The sequence below is a fragment of the Paenibacillus sp. PastM-3 genome (assembly GCF_029893965.1).
Lineage (GTDB): Bacteria > Bacillota > Bacilli > Paenibacillales > Paenibacillaceae > Paenibacillus_AQ.
Genome location: NZ_JARXXP010000001.1, coordinates 517,194 through 534,671, shown reverse-complemented (window position 1 = coordinate 534,671; position 17,478 = coordinate 517,194). Strand labels below are relative to the sequence as shown.

16 protein-coding genes and 1 pseudogene are annotated in these 17,478 nt (G+C 53.0%); 16 read left to right on the top strand and 1 reads right to left on the bottom strand.

What is annotated here, in order from left to right; genetic code table 11:
- The first annotated feature begins 59 nt into the window (after positions 1-59).
- The 13 genes and pseudogenes from M2108_RS02410 (at position 60) to M2108_RS31535 (ending at position 14,009) form a co-directional block, all read left to right on the top strand.
- Positions 60-3,734: a nitrate reductase subunit alpha gene (locus tag M2108_RS02410; protein WP_277467486.1), complete on the top strand. Its 3,675-nt coding sequence runs from the start codon at positions 60-62 to the stop codon at positions 3,732-3,734.
- Positions 3,724-5,301, top strand: coding sequence for a nitrate reductase subunit beta (gene narH / locus M2108_RS02405; RefSeq protein ID WP_277467487.1), 1,578 nt, complete (start codon positions 3,724-3,726; stop codon positions 5,299-5,301). The genes M2108_RS02410 and narH overlap by 11 nt, the downstream gene beginning before the upstream one ends.
- Complete coding sequence (gene narJ, locus M2108_RS02400) at positions 5,294-5,860, top strand: nitrate reductase molybdenum cofactor assembly chaperone (RefSeq protein ID WP_277467488.1); 567 nt, start codon at positions 5,294-5,296, stop codon at positions 5,858-5,860. Before narH ends, narJ begins: the two co-directional genes overlap by 8 nt.
- Positions 5,857-6,543, top strand: a complete 687-nt coding sequence (gene narI, locus M2108_RS02395) for a respiratory nitrate reductase subunit gamma (RefSeq protein ID WP_277467490.1) — start codon at positions 5,857-5,859, stop codon at positions 6,541-6,543. Before narJ ends, narI begins: the two co-directional genes overlap by 4 nt.
- 48 nt (positions 6,544-6,591) lie before the next feature.
- Positions 6,592-7,050 (top strand): GAF domain-containing protein, encoded by a 459-nt coding sequence (locus M2108_RS02390; RefSeq protein WP_277467491.1) that lies wholly within the window; start codon positions 6,592-6,594, stop codon positions 7,048-7,050.
- A gap of 32 nt (positions 7,051-7,082) precedes the next feature.
- A complete protein-coding gene (locus M2108_RS02385; protein WP_277467795.1) occupies positions 7,083-8,114 on the top strand; it encodes a sensor histidine kinase in 1,032 nt (343 codons plus the stop codon).
- Positions 8,115-8,122: 8 nt separating this feature from the next.
- Entirely contained in the window at positions 8,123-8,770 is a 648-nt protein-coding gene (locus M2108_RS02380) for a response regulator transcription factor (RefSeq protein ID WP_277467493.1), read from the top strand.
- Positions 8,771-8,799: 29 nt separating this feature from the next.
- A complete protein-coding gene (locus tag M2108_RS02375; protein ID WP_277467494.1) occupies positions 8,800-8,928 on the top strand; it encodes a hypothetical protein in 129 nt (42 codons plus the stop codon).
- Positions 8,929-9,187: 259 nt separating this feature from the next.
- Entirely contained in the window at positions 9,188-10,678 is a 1,491-nt protein-coding gene (locus M2108_RS02370) for a nitrate/nitrite transporter (RefSeq protein ID WP_277467495.1), read from the top strand.
- 53 nt (positions 10,679-10,731) lie between these two features.
- The gene (locus M2108_RS02365) at positions 10,732-11,979 is read left to right on the top strand and encodes a molybdopterin molybdotransferase MoeA (RefSeq protein ID WP_481857201.1); all 1,248 of its coding nucleotides are present in this window, start codon (positions 10,732-10,734) and stop codon (positions 11,977-11,979) included.
- A 27-nt stretch (positions 11,980-12,006) separates the two neighbouring features.
- Positions 12,007-13,023: a GTP 3',8-cyclase MoaA gene (gene moaA / locus M2108_RS02360; protein WP_277467498.1), complete on the top strand. Its 1,017-nt coding sequence runs from the start codon at positions 12,007-12,009 to the stop codon at positions 13,021-13,023.
- 100 nt (positions 13,024-13,123) lie between these two features.
- Positions 13,124-13,585 (top strand): annotated as a pseudogene (locus tag M2108_RS31540) (thiamine pyrophosphate-binding protein); the annotation flags it as partial.
- Entirely contained in the window at positions 13,554-14,009 is a 456-nt protein-coding gene (locus M2108_RS31535) for a thiamine pyrophosphate-dependent enzyme (protein WP_481857200.1), read from the top strand. The pseudogene M2108_RS31540 and the gene M2108_RS31535, both read left to right, overlap by 32 nt.
- An 86-nt stretch (positions 14,010-14,095) precedes the next feature.
- Here the strand turns inward: M2108_RS31535 and M2108_RS02350 are convergent, their stop codons facing one another.
- Complete coding sequence (locus M2108_RS02350; protein WP_277467499.1) at positions 14,096-14,809, bottom strand: YwiC-like family protein; 714 nt, start codon at positions 14,807-14,809, stop codon at positions 14,096-14,098.
- Between the two features lie 269 nt (positions 14,810-15,078).
- On the opposite strand from M2108_RS02350, the gene M2108_RS02345 reads away from it, so the two are divergent.
- The 3 genes from M2108_RS02345 to M2108_RS02335 are packed head-to-tail and all read left to right on the top strand — an operon-like array spanning position 15,079 to position 17,297.
- Complete coding sequence (locus M2108_RS02345; RefSeq protein ID WP_277467500.1) at positions 15,079-15,849, top strand: amino acid ABC transporter substrate-binding protein; 771 nt, start codon at positions 15,079-15,081, stop codon at positions 15,847-15,849.
- Positions 15,850-15,878: 29 nt separating this feature from the next.
- Positions 15,879-16,538, top strand: coding sequence for an amino acid ABC transporter permease (locus M2108_RS02340; protein WP_277467501.1), 660 nt, complete (start codon positions 15,879-15,881; stop codon positions 16,536-16,538).
- Between the two features lie 15 nt (positions 16,539-16,553).
- Positions 16,554-17,297 (top strand): amino acid ABC transporter ATP-binding protein, encoded by a 744-nt coding sequence (locus M2108_RS02335; protein ID WP_481856834.1) that lies wholly within the window; start codon positions 16,554-16,556, stop codon positions 17,295-17,297.
- The last annotated feature ends 181 nt before the right edge of the window (positions 17,298-17,478 follow it).

Sequence of the window (17,478 nt, the reverse complement as noted above, 5' to 3'; positions counted from 1 at the left end):
ATGATTGAATAGATTCGCGCTACCATGTCCTTCATTCTGCAAAGGAGTGTACGTAACCGATGAAGAAGAAATTCGGCCTTAACTTTTTTAAACCGATTGAGAGCTATTCCGGAAAATGGTCCATTCTTGAAGAGAAAAATAGAGATTGGGAAAATATGTACCGCCAGCGCTGGTCTCACGATAAAGTCGTCCGCACTACTCATGGCGTTAACTGTACCGGCTCCTGCAGCTGGAAGGTATTCGTGAAGAACGGAATCATCACCTGGGAAAACCAGCAAATTGACTACCCTTCCTGCGGACCGGATATGCCGGAGTTTGAACCGCGCGGCTGTCCGCGTGGAGCGACCTTCTCCTGGTATGAGTACAGCCCGCTGCGTGTGAAATATCCGTATGTGCGCGGCAAGCTGTGGCGGCTGTGGCAGGCGGCCCTGCAGGAGCATGGCAATTATGTCGATGCCTGGGCCAGCATTGTGGAAGATCCCGAGAAAGCCAGCCAGTACAAAAAAGCGCGCGGCAAAGGCGGCCATATCCGCGTAGCCTGGGACGATGCGCTGCATCTGATTTCGGCTCAGCTGATCTATACGATCCGCAAGTACGGACCAGACCGGATCGCCGGCTTTACGCCGATTCCGGCCATGTCGATGGTCAGCTATGCTTCCGGCGCCCGCTTTATCTCGCTGCTCGGCGGCCAGATGCTGAGCTTCTATGACTGGTATGCCGATCTGCCGCCGGCTTCCCCGCAGATCTGGGGTGAGCAGACCGATGTGCCGGAGTCCTCAGACTGGTACAATTCCGGCTATCTGATCATGTGGGGCTCGAATGTCCCGCTGACACGGACACCGGATGCGCACTTCATGACAGAGGTCCGCTATAAGGGAACCAAGGTCGTTTCTGTTGCACCTGACCTTGCGGAGAATGTGAAATTCGCCGACAACTGGCTGGCGCCGAATCCCGGAACAGATGCGGCAGTGGCCCAGGCCATGACCCATGTCATTCTGAATGAATTCTACCAGGAACGGCAGGAGCCGATGTTCCTGAACTATGCCAAGCAATATACAGATATGCCGTTCCTGATTTTGCTCGATCCGCATGAAGATGCCTGGAAGGGCGGACGCTTCCTTCGGGCAAGCGACCTCGGGGACAGCACGCCGCATTCGGAATGGAAGCCTGTCATCTATGATGAGGCAGCCGGTAAGGTGATTGTCCCTAACGGCACGATGGGCCAGCGCTGGGAAGAAGGCAAGAAGTGGAACCTGATTCTTGAGAATGAAGACGGCAGCAAGGTTGAGCCGGCACTTAGTATTGAAGGCCATGGCGGAGAATGGACCGAAATCGTATTCCCGTTCTTTGACAACTCCGGCAACGGCACATTCCGGCGGATGATTCCGGCCCGCAAAATGCAGCTGGCTGACGGAACGGAGCGCTATGTAGCTACTGTCTACGATCTGATGCTTAGCCAGTACGGGATTGCCCGTACCGACAGCCCGCATAACGCCAAAGACTACTATGACGAAGCATCTCATTACACTCCGGCATGGCAGGAGCAGATTACGACAGTGAAAGCCAGTGTCGTGGTACAGATCGCCCGCGAGTTCGCCCAGAATGCCATTGATACAGGCGGGCGCTCGATGATTATTATGGGAGCCGGAATTAATCACTGGTTCAACAGTGATACCATCTACCGTTCCATTCTGAACCTGGTGGTCCTGACTGCTTCACAAGGCGTTAACGGCGGCGGCTGGGCGCATTATGTCGGCCAGGAGAAATGCCGTCCGATTGAAGGCTGGTCCACCGTGGCATTCGCCAAGGACTGGCAGGGTCCGGCGCGGCAGCAGAATGCGACCTCCTTCTTCTATTTCGCCACCGAGCAGTGGCGGTACGAGGAGAGCGGAACCGATTCGCTGAAATCCCCAACCGGCGGAGAACTTGCTTACCAGCATCCGGCCGATTACAACGTGCTGGCTGCACGCCTCGGCTGGCTGCCGTCCTTCCCGCAGTTCAACAAGAACAGCCTGCTGTTCGCGGAAGAAGCGGCCCGGGAAGGCAAGAAATCCAACAGCGAGATCATCGGCCATGCGCTGGAGGAGATCAAATCGCGCAAAACCCGCTTTGCGGTGGAAGATCCGGGCGCACCGGAGAACTTCCCGCGTTCGCTCTTTATCTGGCGTTCCAATCTGATCTCAAGCTCAGCCAAAGGCCAGGAATACTTCATGAAGCATCTGCTCGGCGCTTCGGACGGCCTGCTTGCTGAGCCTAATGAGGAGCAGAAGCCGGAAGAAATCATCTGGCGCGAGGATGTGGAAGGCAAGCTGGATCTGATGGTAGCGATGGATTTCCGGATGACCACAACTCCGCTCTATGCAGACATTGTGCTGCCAGCGGCAACCTGGTACGAGAAAACAGACCTTTCGTCCACTGACATGCATCCGTTCGTTCACCCGTTCAACCCGGCGGTCAATCCGCTGTGGGAATCGCGTTCGGACTGGGACATTTACCGCCAGCTGTCTGAGGTATTCTCGGAAATGGCGAAAACCCATCTGCCGGGCGTATACAAGGACATCGTTGCTTCACCGCTCGGTCATGACTCGATCAGCGAAATCTCCCAGCCGATGGGTCTGGTCAAAGACTGGGCCAAAGGTGAAGTGGAGGCCATTCCGGGTAAAACGATGCCGAACCTGAGCATTGTGGAACGTGATTATAGCAAAATTCATGATAAATACATTTCGCTCGGGCCAAATCTGGCAGTCGGCAAAGCCGGCGCACACGGCGTCAGCTTCTCGGTTGCCGAGGAATATGAGGAATTAAAGAAGCTTAGCGGCGTTTACTTTGACGAATCGATCAAAAACGGCCTGCCCAAGCTGCAGACTGCCCGCCAGGCGGCGGATACGATTCTCCATCTGTCCTCGGCGACCAACGGCCGTGTATCCCAGAAGGCTTATGAGTCAGCCGAGAAGGATCACGGGGTTCCGCTGAAGGATATTTCAGCAGACCGTGCAGCAGAGAAGATTACCTTCCAGAGCATCACTGCACAGCCGCGTGAGGTCATACCGACGCCGGTATTCAGCGGCTCGAACAAGCAGGGACGCCGGTATTCTCCGTTTACTACGAACATCGAACGTCTTGTGCCGTTCCGTACGCTGACCGGAAGACAGCATTTCTATATAGATCACGAAATTTTCCTGCAGTACGGGGAATCCCTGCCGGTATTTAAGCCGACACTGCCGCCGATGGTCTTCGGCCCGCGTGACAAGGCAGTTAAGGGCGGCCAGGATTCGCTGGTGTTGAGATATTTGACACCTCACGGCAAATGGAACATTCACTCCACCTATCAGGATAACCAGCACATGCTGACCCTGTTCCGCGGAGGTCCGACCGTATGGATTAACAATGAAGACGCTGCAGCCCATAACATTGCGGATAATGACTGGCTGGAAGTATACAACCGTAACGGGGTCGTTACCGCGCGGGCGGTAGTCAGCCACCGGATGCCGAGAGGCACCATGTTCATGTACCATGCTCAGGACAAACATATTCAGGTTCCGGGGTCGGAGATTACCGATACCCGCGGCGGAAGCCATAATGCGCCTACACGGATTCATCTGAAGCCTACCCAGATGGTCGGCGGATACGCACAGCTAAGCTACGGTTTCAACTACTATGGCCCGATCGGCAACCAGCGTGATGTCTACGTAGCCGTACGCAAAATGAAGGAGGTTAACTGGCTTGAAAATTAAAGCGCAAGATGCAATGGTAATGAATCTGGATAAATGCATCGGCTGTCATACCTGCAGCGTCACCTGCAAAACGACCTGGACGAACCGCAAGGGTGCGGAATACATGTGGTTCAACAACGTGGAAACGAAGCCCGGCATCGGCTATCCGAAGCGCTGGGAGGACCAGGAGCTTTACAAGGGCGGCTGGCAACTGCGCAAGGGCAAGCTTGAGCTGAAGTCCGGTAATAAGCTGTCCAAGATCGCGCTCGGTAAAATCTTTTATAACCCGGACATGCCGGAAATGAAGGATTACTACGAGCCGTGGACATACAACTATGAGCATCTGACCAATGCAGGGGAACAGAATCATTCACCGGTAGCACGGGCGCATTCGGCAGTAACCGGCGAAAAGATGGATCTGGAATGGGGCCCGAACTGGGAGGACGATCTGGCAGGCGCCCATGTCACCGGTCCGCTCGACCCGAACATCCAGAAAATCGAGGAAGAGATCAAATTCAACTTCGAGAAATCGTTTATGGTCTATCTGCCCCGCCTCTGCGAGCACTGTCTGAACCCGAGTTGCGTCGCCTCCTGTCCTTCAGGAGCGATGTACAAACGGGAAGAGGACGGCATCGTCCTGGTTGACCAGGAAGCCTGCCGCGGCTGGAGATACTGCATGACTGGCTGTCCGTACAAGAAGGTCTATTTCAACTGGCAGACCAACAAGGCGGAGAAATGCACCTTCTGCTTCCCGCGCGTGGAGGCAGGGCTGCCGACAGTCTGCTCGGAGACCTGTACCGGACGCATCCGTTATCTGGGCGTTCTGCTCTATGATGCCGACAAGGTGCTTGAGGCAGCTTCGACACCTGATGTGCAGGACCTGTACAAGGCGCAATGCGATTTGTTTATGAATCCGCATGATCCTGCGGTCATTGCCCAGGCCAGAAAAGACGGCATTTCCGAGGACTGGCTGGAAGCCGCCCAGAACTCACCGGTATACAAGCTGGCGATTGAGCACAAGCTGGCGTTCCCGCTGCATCCGGAATACCGGACGCTGCCGATGGTCTGGTATGTACCGCCGCTTAGCCCGATCATGAACTATTTCGAGGGCAAGGATTCATTGAAGAATCCGGATATGATTTTCCCGGCGATTGAAGAGATGCGCACGCCGATCCAGTATCTGGCGAATATGCTGACTGCAGGTGATACGCAGACCGTCAAAGAAGCCCTGCAGCGGATGGCGATGATGCGCTCTTACATGCGTGCCCAATCCTCCGGCCAGGAATTTGATCAGAGCCGTTTGGACCGTGTCGGAATGACCGCCCAGCAGATGGAGCAGATGTACCGGCTGCTGGCGATCGCCAAATATGAGGACCGGTTCGTCATCCCGACCTCACACAAAGAGCAGCACATGAATCCTTACCGTGCCCAAGGTTCGGCCGGCTACGGCAATACAATGGGGGATATGGGTACCGGCTCCGGTTCCGGCTGTGACGGCTGCGGAGCAGCCAGCTCCATCGGAGAAAGCCTGAAGACCGGCAAAGACATGTATGAGGAGAATTTCTACGGAGGGATTTGGCGTGATTAATCTGACCAAATTGTACAGCTACAAGGAGTCCTTCGGATATTTCGCCCTGCAGCTCATGTATCCCGAGAAGCTGGATTTTCATCCGGCTTTTTTGGAGGAGGTGTTCAGCAAGGATCATCCCGGTTATACCCATGTGCACCAGTACTGGACACAGATGCAGAGTTACAGTCTGGAGGGGATTCAGGAGGGCTATGCGGCCACCTTTGATTTTCAGAAGGATTGCGCCTTATATATGACTTACTTCAAATTCGAAGATGCTAAGGAACGGGGGCAGATGCTGGCGAAGCTGAAGCTGCTCTATGAAATGTTCGGGCTGGAAATGCCGGAAGGGGAGCTGCCCGATTTTTTGCCGCTGATGTGTGAATTTCTGTATGCTGCAGAGTGGCTGGATAACCCGGATGCCCCGGAGAACTTCCGGATGCTGATCGCGATTCTGGAGGATGGCACGTACCATCTGCTCATGGCGCTTGAGAAAAACAACAGTCCCTATTTCCATCTGGTGAAGGGGCTGCGCGAAACATTTAAAGCTTGTGCTGAACAGGAGGCCCTGAGTCAATGAATATGTACGGTCAGTTTTTCTGGGTCATTTTCCCCTATATGAGCCTGGTGGTTTTTATATTCGGTCATATCTTCCGTTACCGCAGGGACCAGTTCAACTGGACGGCCAAATCCAGTGAGTTTATTGAGAAAAAGCAGCTGAAATTCGGCAGCATCCTGTTCCACCTCGGGATTATGCCGGTTATTCTCGGCCATATCGGCGGTCTTGCCGTTCCCAAATCGTGGCTGGAGGCAGTGGGTGTCAGTGATCATCTCTACCATATCGGTGCTGTTTACATCGGAGGAATTTTCGGTGCCGCCACTCTGGCCGGTATGCTGATCCTTACGGCGCGGCGCTTTACGATCAGGAACGTCCGCAGGCTCAGCAGCGCATCTGACCTGATTGTCAACTCGTTGCTTCTATTTATAGTGTTTATGGGGATGTACTCCACTATAGTAACGAATGCTGTACAGCCGGAGTTCGACTACCGGGATACGATTTCCGTCTGGTTCCGCGGACTGTTCATGTTCCGTCCCGATCCTGCGCTGATGGCGGATGTGCCGTTTTCGTTCAAACTGCATATCCTGTCAGGCTTTGCTATCTTTGCCTTCTGGCCGTTTACGCGGCTGGTCCATGTCTGGAGTGTTCCGTTGAATTATATAGGCAGAAGTTATATTCTATACAGAAGAAATAAAACGAATTAAAGGAAAGAAGCCGCTGGTTCTTTCCCTGTTCAATTAGGAGTGGGAACGATGAAGAAGAAGGTGGATTACCAGGGGGAGCTTGACCGGATCCGCATGGCGCTCGGTTATGACTTCATCTCACTGGCGCTTGCTGAACCAGCGGAATATGATTATGTGATCCGCTGGAAATACGCCTCGGGGAACACGAATGAACGGTACAAACGGATCGTTCTGCAATCAGGCAGAGGGATAGCCGGAATCGTGTTCAAGACCGGAAAACCGTTTCTGCTGCCTTCTGTAGAGAAAGACGTACAGCCTGATTCCTTATTTACTTATCCTATAACAAAAATGGAGAATCTGCGCAGCATCGCCGCTGTACCTATCTGGAGTGATGCCCGTGTAGCCGGTGTGCTGCTGGGCGGATTCAGAGGTGAACGGCAGGTTACCCCTGAGATGGTGCAGACTCTGGAAGCAACCGCGCGCAGGGGCATTGGAGACTTGAACGGGAAGGAATTGTTGCTGAGTTGAGTACACCCGGAAAAGATCTGACGAATCTGCTCATGAGCAGGCTGTTTGAGAACAGCTCAGAGGCCATGTTCTTTTTTGACCGGGACGGTAAGGCGCTTGCGATGAATCCGTCGGCAGAGAATATTATTGACCAGGATATTCTGGCCCAGCTGTATCAGGGAAATCCCCTGGCACTATGCGGTACCTGCAGGGGCTACACAAGTGAAACTGAGCTGCTCACCTGTCTGAACTGCTATTTCAATACTCCGGATACGGATAATTTTACCTCCTATCAGGTTTATCTGGAAACAAGGGATAAGGGAATCGTCCCTTATGCAGCCACTTTTCATACCATTGATGCCGAGCAGGGAATCCGCGTCTTTATGCTGAGGGACTTGACCCGGCAATTCAAAACCCAGGAAAAGTTCTATCAGAACAAAATGATGAAGCATGTAATTGAAGCCCAGGAGAATGAGCGCAAGCGGATCTCCCGCGAGTTGCATGACAGTGTGGCCCAGGAGTTAATGAGTGCGGTCATTGACCTGCGTGTGCTTAAATATATGACAGATGACGAGCAGCTGCTGCGGAAGGTGAAGCAGACCGAGGTCTCCATGACCCGGCTGCTCAGCGATATCCGCAATCTCTCGGTAGAGCTGCGGCCGGCTGCGCTTGATGATTTCGGACTGGAGGCTGCCTTCCGTTCCCACTTCAAGCGGATGGAGCAGAGCTATGGCCTTGTGATTGATTTCGATTCCCGCCTGTCCGAGAAGCGTTATGGCAGCGAGATTGAAACGGTTGTCTACCGGGTATGCCAGGAGGCTGTGCTGAATGCGCTCAAATATGCCCAGGTGGACATGGTCAAGGTTACACTGACCGAAAAGGACGGCATCCTGCGCCTGCAGGTTGAAGATGAAGGCATAGGCTTCCATCCCGGAGATGAGCCCGGCGGAACCGGGCTGGGCCTCTTTGGCATGCAGGAACGCGCAGAGCTGGTCGGCGGCACGTTCAGCGTAGAATCGCAGAGGGGCAGAGGGACAAGAATTCTGCTGCTGGTTCCTGCAGAAAAGTTACAAGGGAAGGAATGAGCGGCTGAATGAAGATTGTTATTGCAGACGACCATGCTATCGTACGCAGCGGGTTTGCGATGATCCTTAATTTTCAGGACGATATTGAAGTAATCGGCACAGCGGCGGACGGCAGGGAAGCCTATACGCTGGTTACCAAGCACCGGCCGGACATTCTGATTATGGATCTGAGCATGCCTCCGGGGGAGAGCGGGCTGATCGCGACCGGGAAGATCAAGGAGGATTATCCCGATACGCGGATCCTGATCCTGACCATGCATGATGACGAGGAATACCTGTTTCATGTGCTGAAGAACGGGGCATCCGGCTATGTGCTCAAAAGCGCTCCGGATGAGGAGCTGCTGCTGGCGATCCGGACGATTCATGAAGGCGGCACGTATATTCATCCCAAGATGGCGACCTCACTTGTCCGTGAATTCATTAAGAAGGATAAGACGGTCACAACCGAGGATCTGTTTGAGCTGTTATCCAAGCGGGAGCTGGAGATTCTGCCGCTGATTGCGAAGGGCTATGGTAACAAGGAGATTGCCGAGAAGCTGTTTATTTCCGTAAAGACAGTCGAAGCGCATAAGGCCAAGATCATGGAGAAGCTGAACCTGAAGAGCCGGCCCGAGCTGGTTGAATATGCGTTGCGTAAAAAAATGCTGGATTTCTGAACGGCGAATGGAGGGGGAGCCCGTGTCTAATGATACAGGCGCTCAATAAGCATACCGCGAAGGAAGAGGAGACGGTGGTGTTCCCGATGGCAGAGACCCTGCTGAGCCCCCGTGACCGGGAGCGGCTGTCCGGTAAACTGAATACGCTGATCACGTGAGCTAACAGCTGTTCCTGAACGGAGCAGCTGTTTTTATTTTTGCGGTTAAAGTTACAGATGCGAGTAGTCCCTTAACTTACGGGGCTGTTTTCTTGCCGGGAGGCAACAGAAGTGCCGCCTCATTTTATTTTCAGGGTTTACCCTGTCAGGGACAGGGTACTCCCCTATATCTGAGCCGGGGATCGGCAGATACAATAAGAACAGGAAATATTCACTATATACAATCAGGAGAATAATTGGCGAAAAAGGTGAGAATTAAATGATCAAAAAAATGCAGTTACCGCTTCAAACACTAAACCTGGTTACCGGATTTATGGTATGGGTGATTATCTCTTCACTGATGCCTTTTATTTCCGAGGACATCAGTATCCCGTCAGGCAAACTGGCCATGGTCACCGCCATACCGGTTGTACTCGGCTCGATCCTGCGGATACCGCTTGGTTATTATGCCAACATTTTAGGGGCACGCATCATTTTTATGTTCAGCTTCATTCTACTCTTGTTCCCGGTTTACTTCATCAGTGAAGCAACCACGATGGCGCACCTGATTATCGGCGGAACGTTCCTTGGAATAGGGGGCGCGGTATTCTCTGTAGGAGTAACTTCGCTGCCCAAATATTACACCAAGGATAAACACGGGCTGGTGAACGGGATCTACGGGATCGGCAATCTCGGAACAGCGGTCACCACTTTTTCGGCTCCGATGATCGCAGCACAGATCGGCTGGGGACCTGCGGTGAAGCTGTATCTGATTCTGCTGCTTATCTTCATAGCCCTGAATTTCTTCTTCGGGGACCGTCATGAGCCCAAGCTGAAGACACCGATTATTGAACAGATCAAAAGGGTGGCCAAAAATGAAAAGCTCTGGTTGTTCTCACTGTTCTACTTCATTACCTTTGGTTCCTTTGTAGCGTTTACGATCTACCTCCCGGGCTTCCTTGTTTCCAACTTTGGACTGGAAAAAGTGGATGCAGGGATGCGTACCGCCGGTTTCATCGCGGTAGCAACGTTTTTCCGTCCGGTAGGCGGATGGCTTGCCGACAAATTCCAGCCGCTGTTTCTGCTGATCGGCACGTTCAGCATCTATACGGTAGCAGCAATCATCCTTGCGTTCATGCCCTCCATGGGGCTTTATACCGTCGGCTGCCTGGCCATTGCTGTAAGTGCGGGGATCGGCAACGGGGTCATTTTCAAATTAGTTCCGCTGTATTTCAACAAGCAGGCGGGGATTGCCAACGGGATCGTGTCGATGATGGGCGGCCTGGGCGGATTCTTCCCTCCAATTATGCTGTCCATCATCCATGCGGCAACCGGCCAGTATTCGATCGGCTTCATGCTGCTCTCCCAGGTTGCGCTGGCCAGTCTGGTGCTGGTGGTATGGCTGTATTTTAATGACAAACTGGCTCTTACTTCAGAAGTTTTCAATTCGACCGGGCAAGGGATTATGGTCACAGATGTAACCGGACTGATCAAGTCAGTTAATCCCGCATTCTCCAAGCTTACAGGCTATACGGAGGAGGAAGTCCTCGGCAAGCAGCCGAGCATCCTGAAATCTGGCCGCCAATCCAAGGAATTCTACGGCTCCATGTGGAGTGAAATCAAGGCTAAAGGGATGTGGCAGGGCGAAATCTGGAATAAGCGCAAGAACGGTCAGGAGTATCTGCAATGGCTCAATATCAGCGCTGTGAAGGATGAGACTGGTGAGGATGTGCGTTATGTGGGAACATTCAGCGATATTACGAATAAATAATTAGCCGGCAGAAGTGCCGGATTCCAGTATAGCGAAGTTAGGAGCAGATGAAGGTGGAGAAGACGAGAAATCCGGTCAGTGTGGCGGAAGCAGTGGCCAGAGTTATTGCAAAAGCCGTCCGCACAGGCACGGAAAGTGTACCGCTTGCCGAAAGCTATGGCCGCATTCTGGCGGAGCCGCTGACTGCGACTCATGATGTGCCGCATTTCACCCGCTCACCCTATGACGGCTACGCGATCCGTTCGGCTGATTCTGCTGAAGCATCCGGCGGCAACCGTGTAACATTCACTGTCGTGGATCATATCGGTGCAGGGCAGGTCTCAAGTGTTACAGTCGGCGCTTATGAAGCAGTCCGGCTGATGACTGGAGCGGCGCTTCCGGCAGGTGCGGATGCGGTAGTGATGTTCGAGCAGACGGCTGAAGCCGGTCCGCTGGAATTCACGATCCGTAAAGCCTTTGCGTCCGGAGAGAATCTGTCTCTGAAGGGTGAGGATATGCAGGCCGGGGAGCAGATAATCCCTGCAGGCAGCTTCATCCAGCCCGGTACGATAGCACTGCTGGCCACGTTTGGTTATGCGCAGGTCAAGGTGGCAAGGCGGCCGGTTGTCGGCATCCTGTCCACCGGAACAGAGCTGCTTGACGTTGCTTCTCCGCTGGAACCTGGCAAGATCCGCAACAGCAACGGTCCGATGATCGCTGCCCAGTTAGCCCGGATGGGCATTCCGTTCAAAATGTACGAAACTGCCGCAGATCAGCTGGAGGAAAGCCTTCTGATTGTACAGCAGGCACTATCGGAAACGGATTGCCTGATCACTACCGGAGGGGTATCCGTCGGTGATTATGATTATCTGCCTGAAATCTATGCCCGGATCGGGGCTGAGGTGCTGTTCAACAAGGTCGCGATGCGTCCGGGCAGCGTAACTACGGTTGCCGTCTCTGGTAACAAATACCTGTTCGGCCTCTCTGGTAATCCATCAGCCTGCTTTACCGGCTTTGAGCTGTTTGTCCGGCCGGCACTTCTGCAAATGACCGGAGCAGATAAGGTATATCTGCCTTACACCAAGGCAGTGCTTGCTGAGGATTTCTCCAAGGCCAATCCGTTCACCCGGTTTATCCGGGCGGTGTACGACGGCTTCTCGGTGCGGCCGGCCGGATTTAACAAATCCAACGCCGTATCCTCGATCGCACGGGGGAATTCCCTGATTGTGCTGCCGGGAGGGACCAGGGGATATTCGGCAGGTACTGCTGTAGATGTACTGCTTCTGGGCGTCGAGGAAGGAACGGATGAATGGCTGCTGTAAGCTTGCAGAAAGGGGAGGACCAGACAGATGAGAACATTACCTATACAAGATCAATTGCATCGTCCAATGCGCGATTTACGGATATCCGTAACAGACCGGTGCAATTTCAGGTGCTCCTACTGCATGCCCAAAGAGCTGTTCGGGGATGATTATGCGTTTCTTCCCGGCAGTGAGCTGCTGACCTTTGATGAAATCCGCCGGCTTACCCGGCTGTTCGTCTCCTTAGGCGTAACCAAAATCCGTCTTACCGGCGGAGAACCGCTTCTGAGACGTGAGCTTCCCGTGCTTGTTGAAGGTATAAGTGCAATGGGCGGCGTAGAGGATATGGGGTTGACCACGAACGGAGTGCTGCTGGGACAGCAGGCGGAGCCGTTATATGCTGCCGGGCTGCGCAGACTCAATGTCAGCCTGGATGCACTGGACCCGGAATTATTCGGGAAAATGAACGGGCGCGGCTTAAAATCCGGGATTATCCTGCAGAACATTGACCATGCCGTAAACACAGGCTTTGAGGTTAAGGTGAATATGGTGGTGCAGCGGGGAGTCAATGAATCGGAGATTGAGCCGATGGCCCGATATTTCAAGGAAAAGCGGATCACCCTGCGGTTCATTGAGTTCATGGATGTAGGCAATGACAACGGCTGGAGCTTTAAAAAGGTTGTCACCAAAAAAGAAATGCTGGAGCGCCTCCACAGCAGCTTTGATATGGAGGCGCTTGGCCATTGTTACTTCGGTGAAGTTGCCGAACGTTACAGATATAAGGACAACGGGGCAGAGGTGGGCTTTATTACCTCTGTCTCGGAATCGTTTTGTTCCTCTTGTACGCGGGCAAGGCTGTCCTCCGACGGGAAATTCTACACCTGTCTGTTTGCTTCCAGCGGACTGGATCTAAGAGCTTTACTCCGGGGCGGGGCAGATGACGCCAGTCTACTGAAGGCAATTCGGGCGGTATGGGAACAGCGGAGCGACCGTTATTCCGATGAGCGGACAGAGCAGACTGCGGGCAGCAGAACGAAGATTGGCATGTCCTATATCGGAGGCTAGGCTCTAAGCGGGGCGTTCAGCTGTTGATGGAGCAGGATTGCAGGTCTTTTTTCGCAGATTCGAAAAAACATATTAATGAGACAGGAGACGAAATGTACCTATGAACGGAGCCCGGCTGCTGATTCAAATGCTGATCGAAAAAGAGGTGGAGACGATATTCGGATATCCGGGCGGAGCCGTATTGCCCTTGTATGATGCGTTATATGATTGTGACAGGCTGCAGCATGTTCTGGTCCGGCACGAGCAGGCGGCTGTTCATGCCGCAGATGGTTACGCCCGGGCAACCGGACTGACAGGTGTAGCGCTGGTTACCAGCGGACCTGGCGCCACCAATGCCGTGACCGGAATTGCCACCGCGTTTATGGACTCCGTTCCGCTAGTTGTCTTTACCGGCCAGGTTTCGACGGAGCTCATCGGTCTCGACAGCTTTCAGGAAGTGGATATTTACGGGATGACGATGCCGATCACCAAACATAATTATATTGTAAGGGAAATCGCTGACCTGCCGAGGATTATACACGAAGCCTTCTATGTGGCGGCAACAGGACGGCCCGATGGGGTTTGGCCTGCCGGCTGCAATCGGCGCAGCCGTTGCGTATCCCGACCGCCCTGTCGTCTGTATTACAGGAGACGGAAGCATTCAGATGAACATGCAGGAAATGATGACAGCAGACGATCTGGGCCTGAATGTCAAGGTGGCCATTTTCAAAAACGGCTATCTGGGGATGGTAAGACAGTGGCAGCAGCTGTTCCTCGGCAAGCGCTACTCTTCAGTTAAGATCAGCTCACCGGACTTCGTTGCCTTGGCCAAATCCTTCGGCGCTCACGGCTTCCGGGCACGCACAATGGATGAAGCGGAGCAGATGATTGATCTGGCGCTGCATACAGATGGCCTTGTGATTATGGAGTTCGACATTACCGAGGAGACAAATGTGTATCCGATCGTTCCGCCGGGGTTGAGCAATCAGGATATGATTGTGGAATAGACTTTGAATACTTACATTAAAAAAGGATGTTTTTCTATCGAATGGCCGATAGGGAAGCATCCTTTTTCATTGTTCTTCTGTACTCTCTAAAAGTAAAGAATCAGCACTGCAGCGTATAACATGACCGAAAAACCAATTTCTGTGATGCCGGTACGTTTGGCTGTAATTCCCGTCTTGGGCAGGATGGCTGCCCGGAGCAGCAGAATCAGCAGGGGCACAAACAGCGGAGGGAAGAGAATCAGGCCTGCTGCCGCAAACAGCAGATGATAAGCGACGGATATGCAATAATACCGGGCATTGTTCCGCTCGCGGATGATTGTTTTGACATAGAGGGCAGTCCCGGTAAAGTACAGGGCCGACAAGAGGAACAGCTCTGTGGCTGTCCTCCAGCTCTCTCCCTGTCCGACGTAGAAGACCGGATATATGATCAGGGAAAAAGCAATGATCGCTGAAATATCGTTCACCAATGCGCGTTCATTTTTTGTTTTGGCAAAATAGAGATTGACTGCAAAGAGCGGCAGCAGCGGAAGCACAAACCAGATCAGATCAGGCTCGGCGATAATCAGATAGATAACAAACGGGACCAGCAGAAGCCCGTACAGCTTGAGCGGCTTGGCGTATCGCCGGAATTTCCCGGTCTTCACGCCTTGCAGCAGCGGGAAGCTGAACAGATAGATCAGCAGCCAGCAGATGAACAGCGGGATATGTATGGCTTTTCCTGCAGATGAAGCAATTCCGAACAGGAAGGGAAGGATCAGCATGGCCCAGGCGCCGTGCTGGTTGGGGATATACTTCCTCATAGTATTTCTCCTCCTACAACAAGTTATCGTGTCAGGGCGAGTAATATCAGCCTTAACCCATTATACCTGCTGAAATGATAGCGCTATGGTGACCGGGAACACAGGAGTATTTTGCTGTAATTAATTGTTTGCAATTTATCCATTGACAACGAAACCGATCACTCCTTTATCGACGCAATTCACATCCTATGTTATTATGATAGCCTGATAACGTGTTAACGAACTAAAGCGCGTGTGGACATTTTAATTTTACTAGGGGGATTAGAGAGATGAGACGCAAGGGAGTATGGATTCTTTTAACGGTAATGATTATTGCAGTGATTGCAGGCTGCTCCGGATCAGGAAATGATGATAACAAGCTGGTTATCGGGATTGATGACAAGTTTGCACCGATGGGCTTCCGGGACGAGAACAATGAAATCGTCGGCTTCGACATTGACTATGCCAAGGCTGCTGCCGAAAAAATGGGCAAAGAGGTTACTTTCCAGCCAATCGACTGGTCAGCTAAGGAGTCTGAGCTGAACAGCGGACGTATTGATATGATCTGGAACGGATACACGATCACTGATGAGCGCAAGGAAAAGGTGCTGTTCACCAGACCCTATCTGGAAAACAGCCAGGTGGTAGTCGTGCTTGCCGATTCCCCGCTGGCCACACTTGCGGATCTTGCCGGCAAAGAGCTGGGACTTCAGAGCCTGTCGTCCGCCGCTGACGCACTAGATGCAAGCCCGATCAAGGCTGAGGTTGCCGGTGTATCCGAGTTCCCGGATAACGTGCTGGCCCTGACTGACCTGAAATCGGGCCGTCTTGACGGCGTAGTTATTGATGAAGTAGTAGCCAGATACTATATGTCCATTGAGCAGAACACATACAAGCTGCTGGATGAATCCCTCGCCCCTGAGCAATATGGTGTTGGCATCAAGAAGGACAATCAGGCTTTGCTCGATGAGCTGCAGAAGGCGCTGGATGAACTCAGCAGTGACGGCACAGCCGCCGAAATTTCTACCAAATGGTTTGGCGAAAATAAAGTATTGAACTAGATAGCTTCCTTTAGGAGTCGGTTACAGAAATGAGTATTGATTATATTATCCAGATTGCCGGGCCGATGCTGGAGGGGGCACGCACAACGGTGCTGCTGTTCCTGATTGTCATCGTCCTGTCCATCCCGCTCGGGATGCTGGTCACCCTGGCGGCCAAAAGCCGGATTAAGCCGTTAGCTTGGCTGGCCCACACCTATATTTACGTGATGCGCGGCACTCCGCTGCTGCTGCAGCTGCTGTTCTTCTGCTTTGGACTGCCGCAGATTCCGGTCATCGGAGAGTACCTGGTCATGGACCGTTTTGCTGCCGCTGCCCTCGGCTTTATCCTGAACTATGGAGCCTACTTCGCGGAAATATTCCGCGGCGGCCTGCTGTCCATTGACAAAGGACAGCATGAGGCTGCCAAGGTGCTGGGACTCAGCAAATGGCAGACACTGCGCAAGGTGATTCTCGCCCAGATGTTCCGGGTGGCGCTGCCGGCAGTAGCGAATGAGTCGATCACCCTGGTCAAAGACACTGCGCTGCTCTATGCCGTTGCCGTACCGGAGCTGCTGAATTATGCCAAGACCGCAGTGAACCGTGACTTTACGGTGACGCCGTTTGTTGTGGCAGGCATCATCTATCTGCTGATGACACTTGTGCTGACGCTGTTCTTCAAACTGCTGGAGAAACGTTTCAAATTTGAGTAGAAGGGCTGTCCGATTATGAGCAGTATTATAGAAGTAAAACAATTACAGAAATCCTTCGGCAGCCTGGATGTGCTGAAGCAAATTACCTTTGAAGTGAAACCCGGCGAGGTTGTGGCCGTCATCGGACCTTCCGGCTCCGGTAAAAGCACCATGCTGCGCAGTCTTGTGCATCTGGAGGAGATTACCGGCGGGAGCATCTTCATCCACGGTAAAACGCTGGCCGAGAATGGGAAATACGCCGGCAGCGCGGCGATCAGGGACATTACCTCAACAATGGGCATGGTATTCCAACACTTCAACCTGTTCCCGCACCTGACGGTACGGGGGAATTTGGAGCTGGCCCCCAGAACGCTGAAGCGGGAGAGCAGCCAGGTCATTGCTGCGAGAAGCATGGAGCTGCTGACCAAGGTCGGTCTGGCTGACAAGGCGGATGTATATCCGTCCATGCTGTCCGGCGGGCAGAAGCAGCGGGTGGCTATCGCCAGAGCACTGATGCTGAATCCGGACATTCTGCTGTTTGACGAGCCGACATCGGCACTCGATCCCGAGCTGACCGGCGAGGTGCTGAGGGTAATCCGCCAGCTGGCCGAGGAGAATATGACGATGATCATCGTGACCCATGAGATGAACTTTGCCCGTGATGTGGCAGACCGGGTATTCTTTATGGACAACGGGGAGATAGCCGAATCCGGAACACCGGAGCAAATCTTCGGCAATCCGCAGCTGGAGCGGACCCGGACTTTCTTGAATCAGGAGTAAACAGAAGAGGATTTGGAAGAGTGTGTAGCGGCGGCTATGCACTTTTTTTGATATATCAGAAAGTATATATGCGAGGGTAATTTGTCATTATCTGCATGAATGAACATGCATTGTTTTGACAGAGTGCACAGGGAATGAGAAAATGGGATTTCGGGACAGCTGGCGGGAATGCAATGCGTTT

Coding starts and splice junctions, on each gene's coding strand:
- M2108_RS02410 (WP_277467486.1), top strand. CDS start 60: ATGAAGAAGAAATTCGGCCTTAACTTTTTTAAACCGATTGAGAGCTAT.
- narI (WP_277467490.1), top strand. CDS start 5,857: ATGAATATGTACGGTCAGTTTTTCTGGGTCATTTTCCCCTATATGAGC.
- M2108_RS02390 (WP_277467491.1), top strand. CDS start 6,592: ATGAAGAAGAAGGTGGATTACCAGGGGGAGCTTGACCGGATCCGCATG.
- M2108_RS02385 (WP_277467795.1), top strand. CDS start 7,083: ATGAGCAGGCTGTTTGAGAACAGCTCAGAGGCCATGTTCTTTTTTGAC.
- M2108_RS02380 (WP_277467493.1), top strand. CDS start 8,123: ATGAAGATTGTTATTGCAGACGACCATGCTATCGTACGCAGCGGGTTT.
- M2108_RS02375 (WP_277467494.1), top strand. CDS start 8,800: ATGATACAGGCGCTCAATAAGCATACCGCGAAGGAAGAGGAGACGGTG.
- M2108_RS02370 (WP_277467495.1), top strand. CDS start 9,188: ATGATCAAAAAAATGCAGTTACCGCTTCAAACACTAAACCTGGTTACC.
- moaA (WP_277467498.1), top strand. CDS start 12,007: ATGAGAACATTACCTATACAAGATCAATTGCATCGTCCAATGCGCGAT.
- M2108_RS31535 (WP_481857200.1), top strand. CDS start 13,554: ATGTGGCGGCAACAGGACGGCCCGATGGGGTTTGGCCTGCCGGCTGCA.
- M2108_RS02350 (WP_277467499.1), bottom strand. CDS start 14,809: ATGAGGAAGTATATCCCCAACCAGCACGGCGCCTGGGCCATGCTGATC.
- M2108_RS02345 (WP_277467500.1), top strand. CDS start 15,079: ATGAGACGCAAGGGAGTATGGATTCTTTTAACGGTAATGATTATTGCA.
- M2108_RS02340 (WP_277467501.1), top strand. CDS start 15,879: ATGAGTATTGATTATATTATCCAGATTGCCGGGCCGATGCTGGAGGGG.
- M2108_RS02335 (WP_481856834.1), top strand. CDS start 16,554: ATGAGCAGTATTATAGAAGTAAAACAATTACAGAAATCCTTCGGCAGC.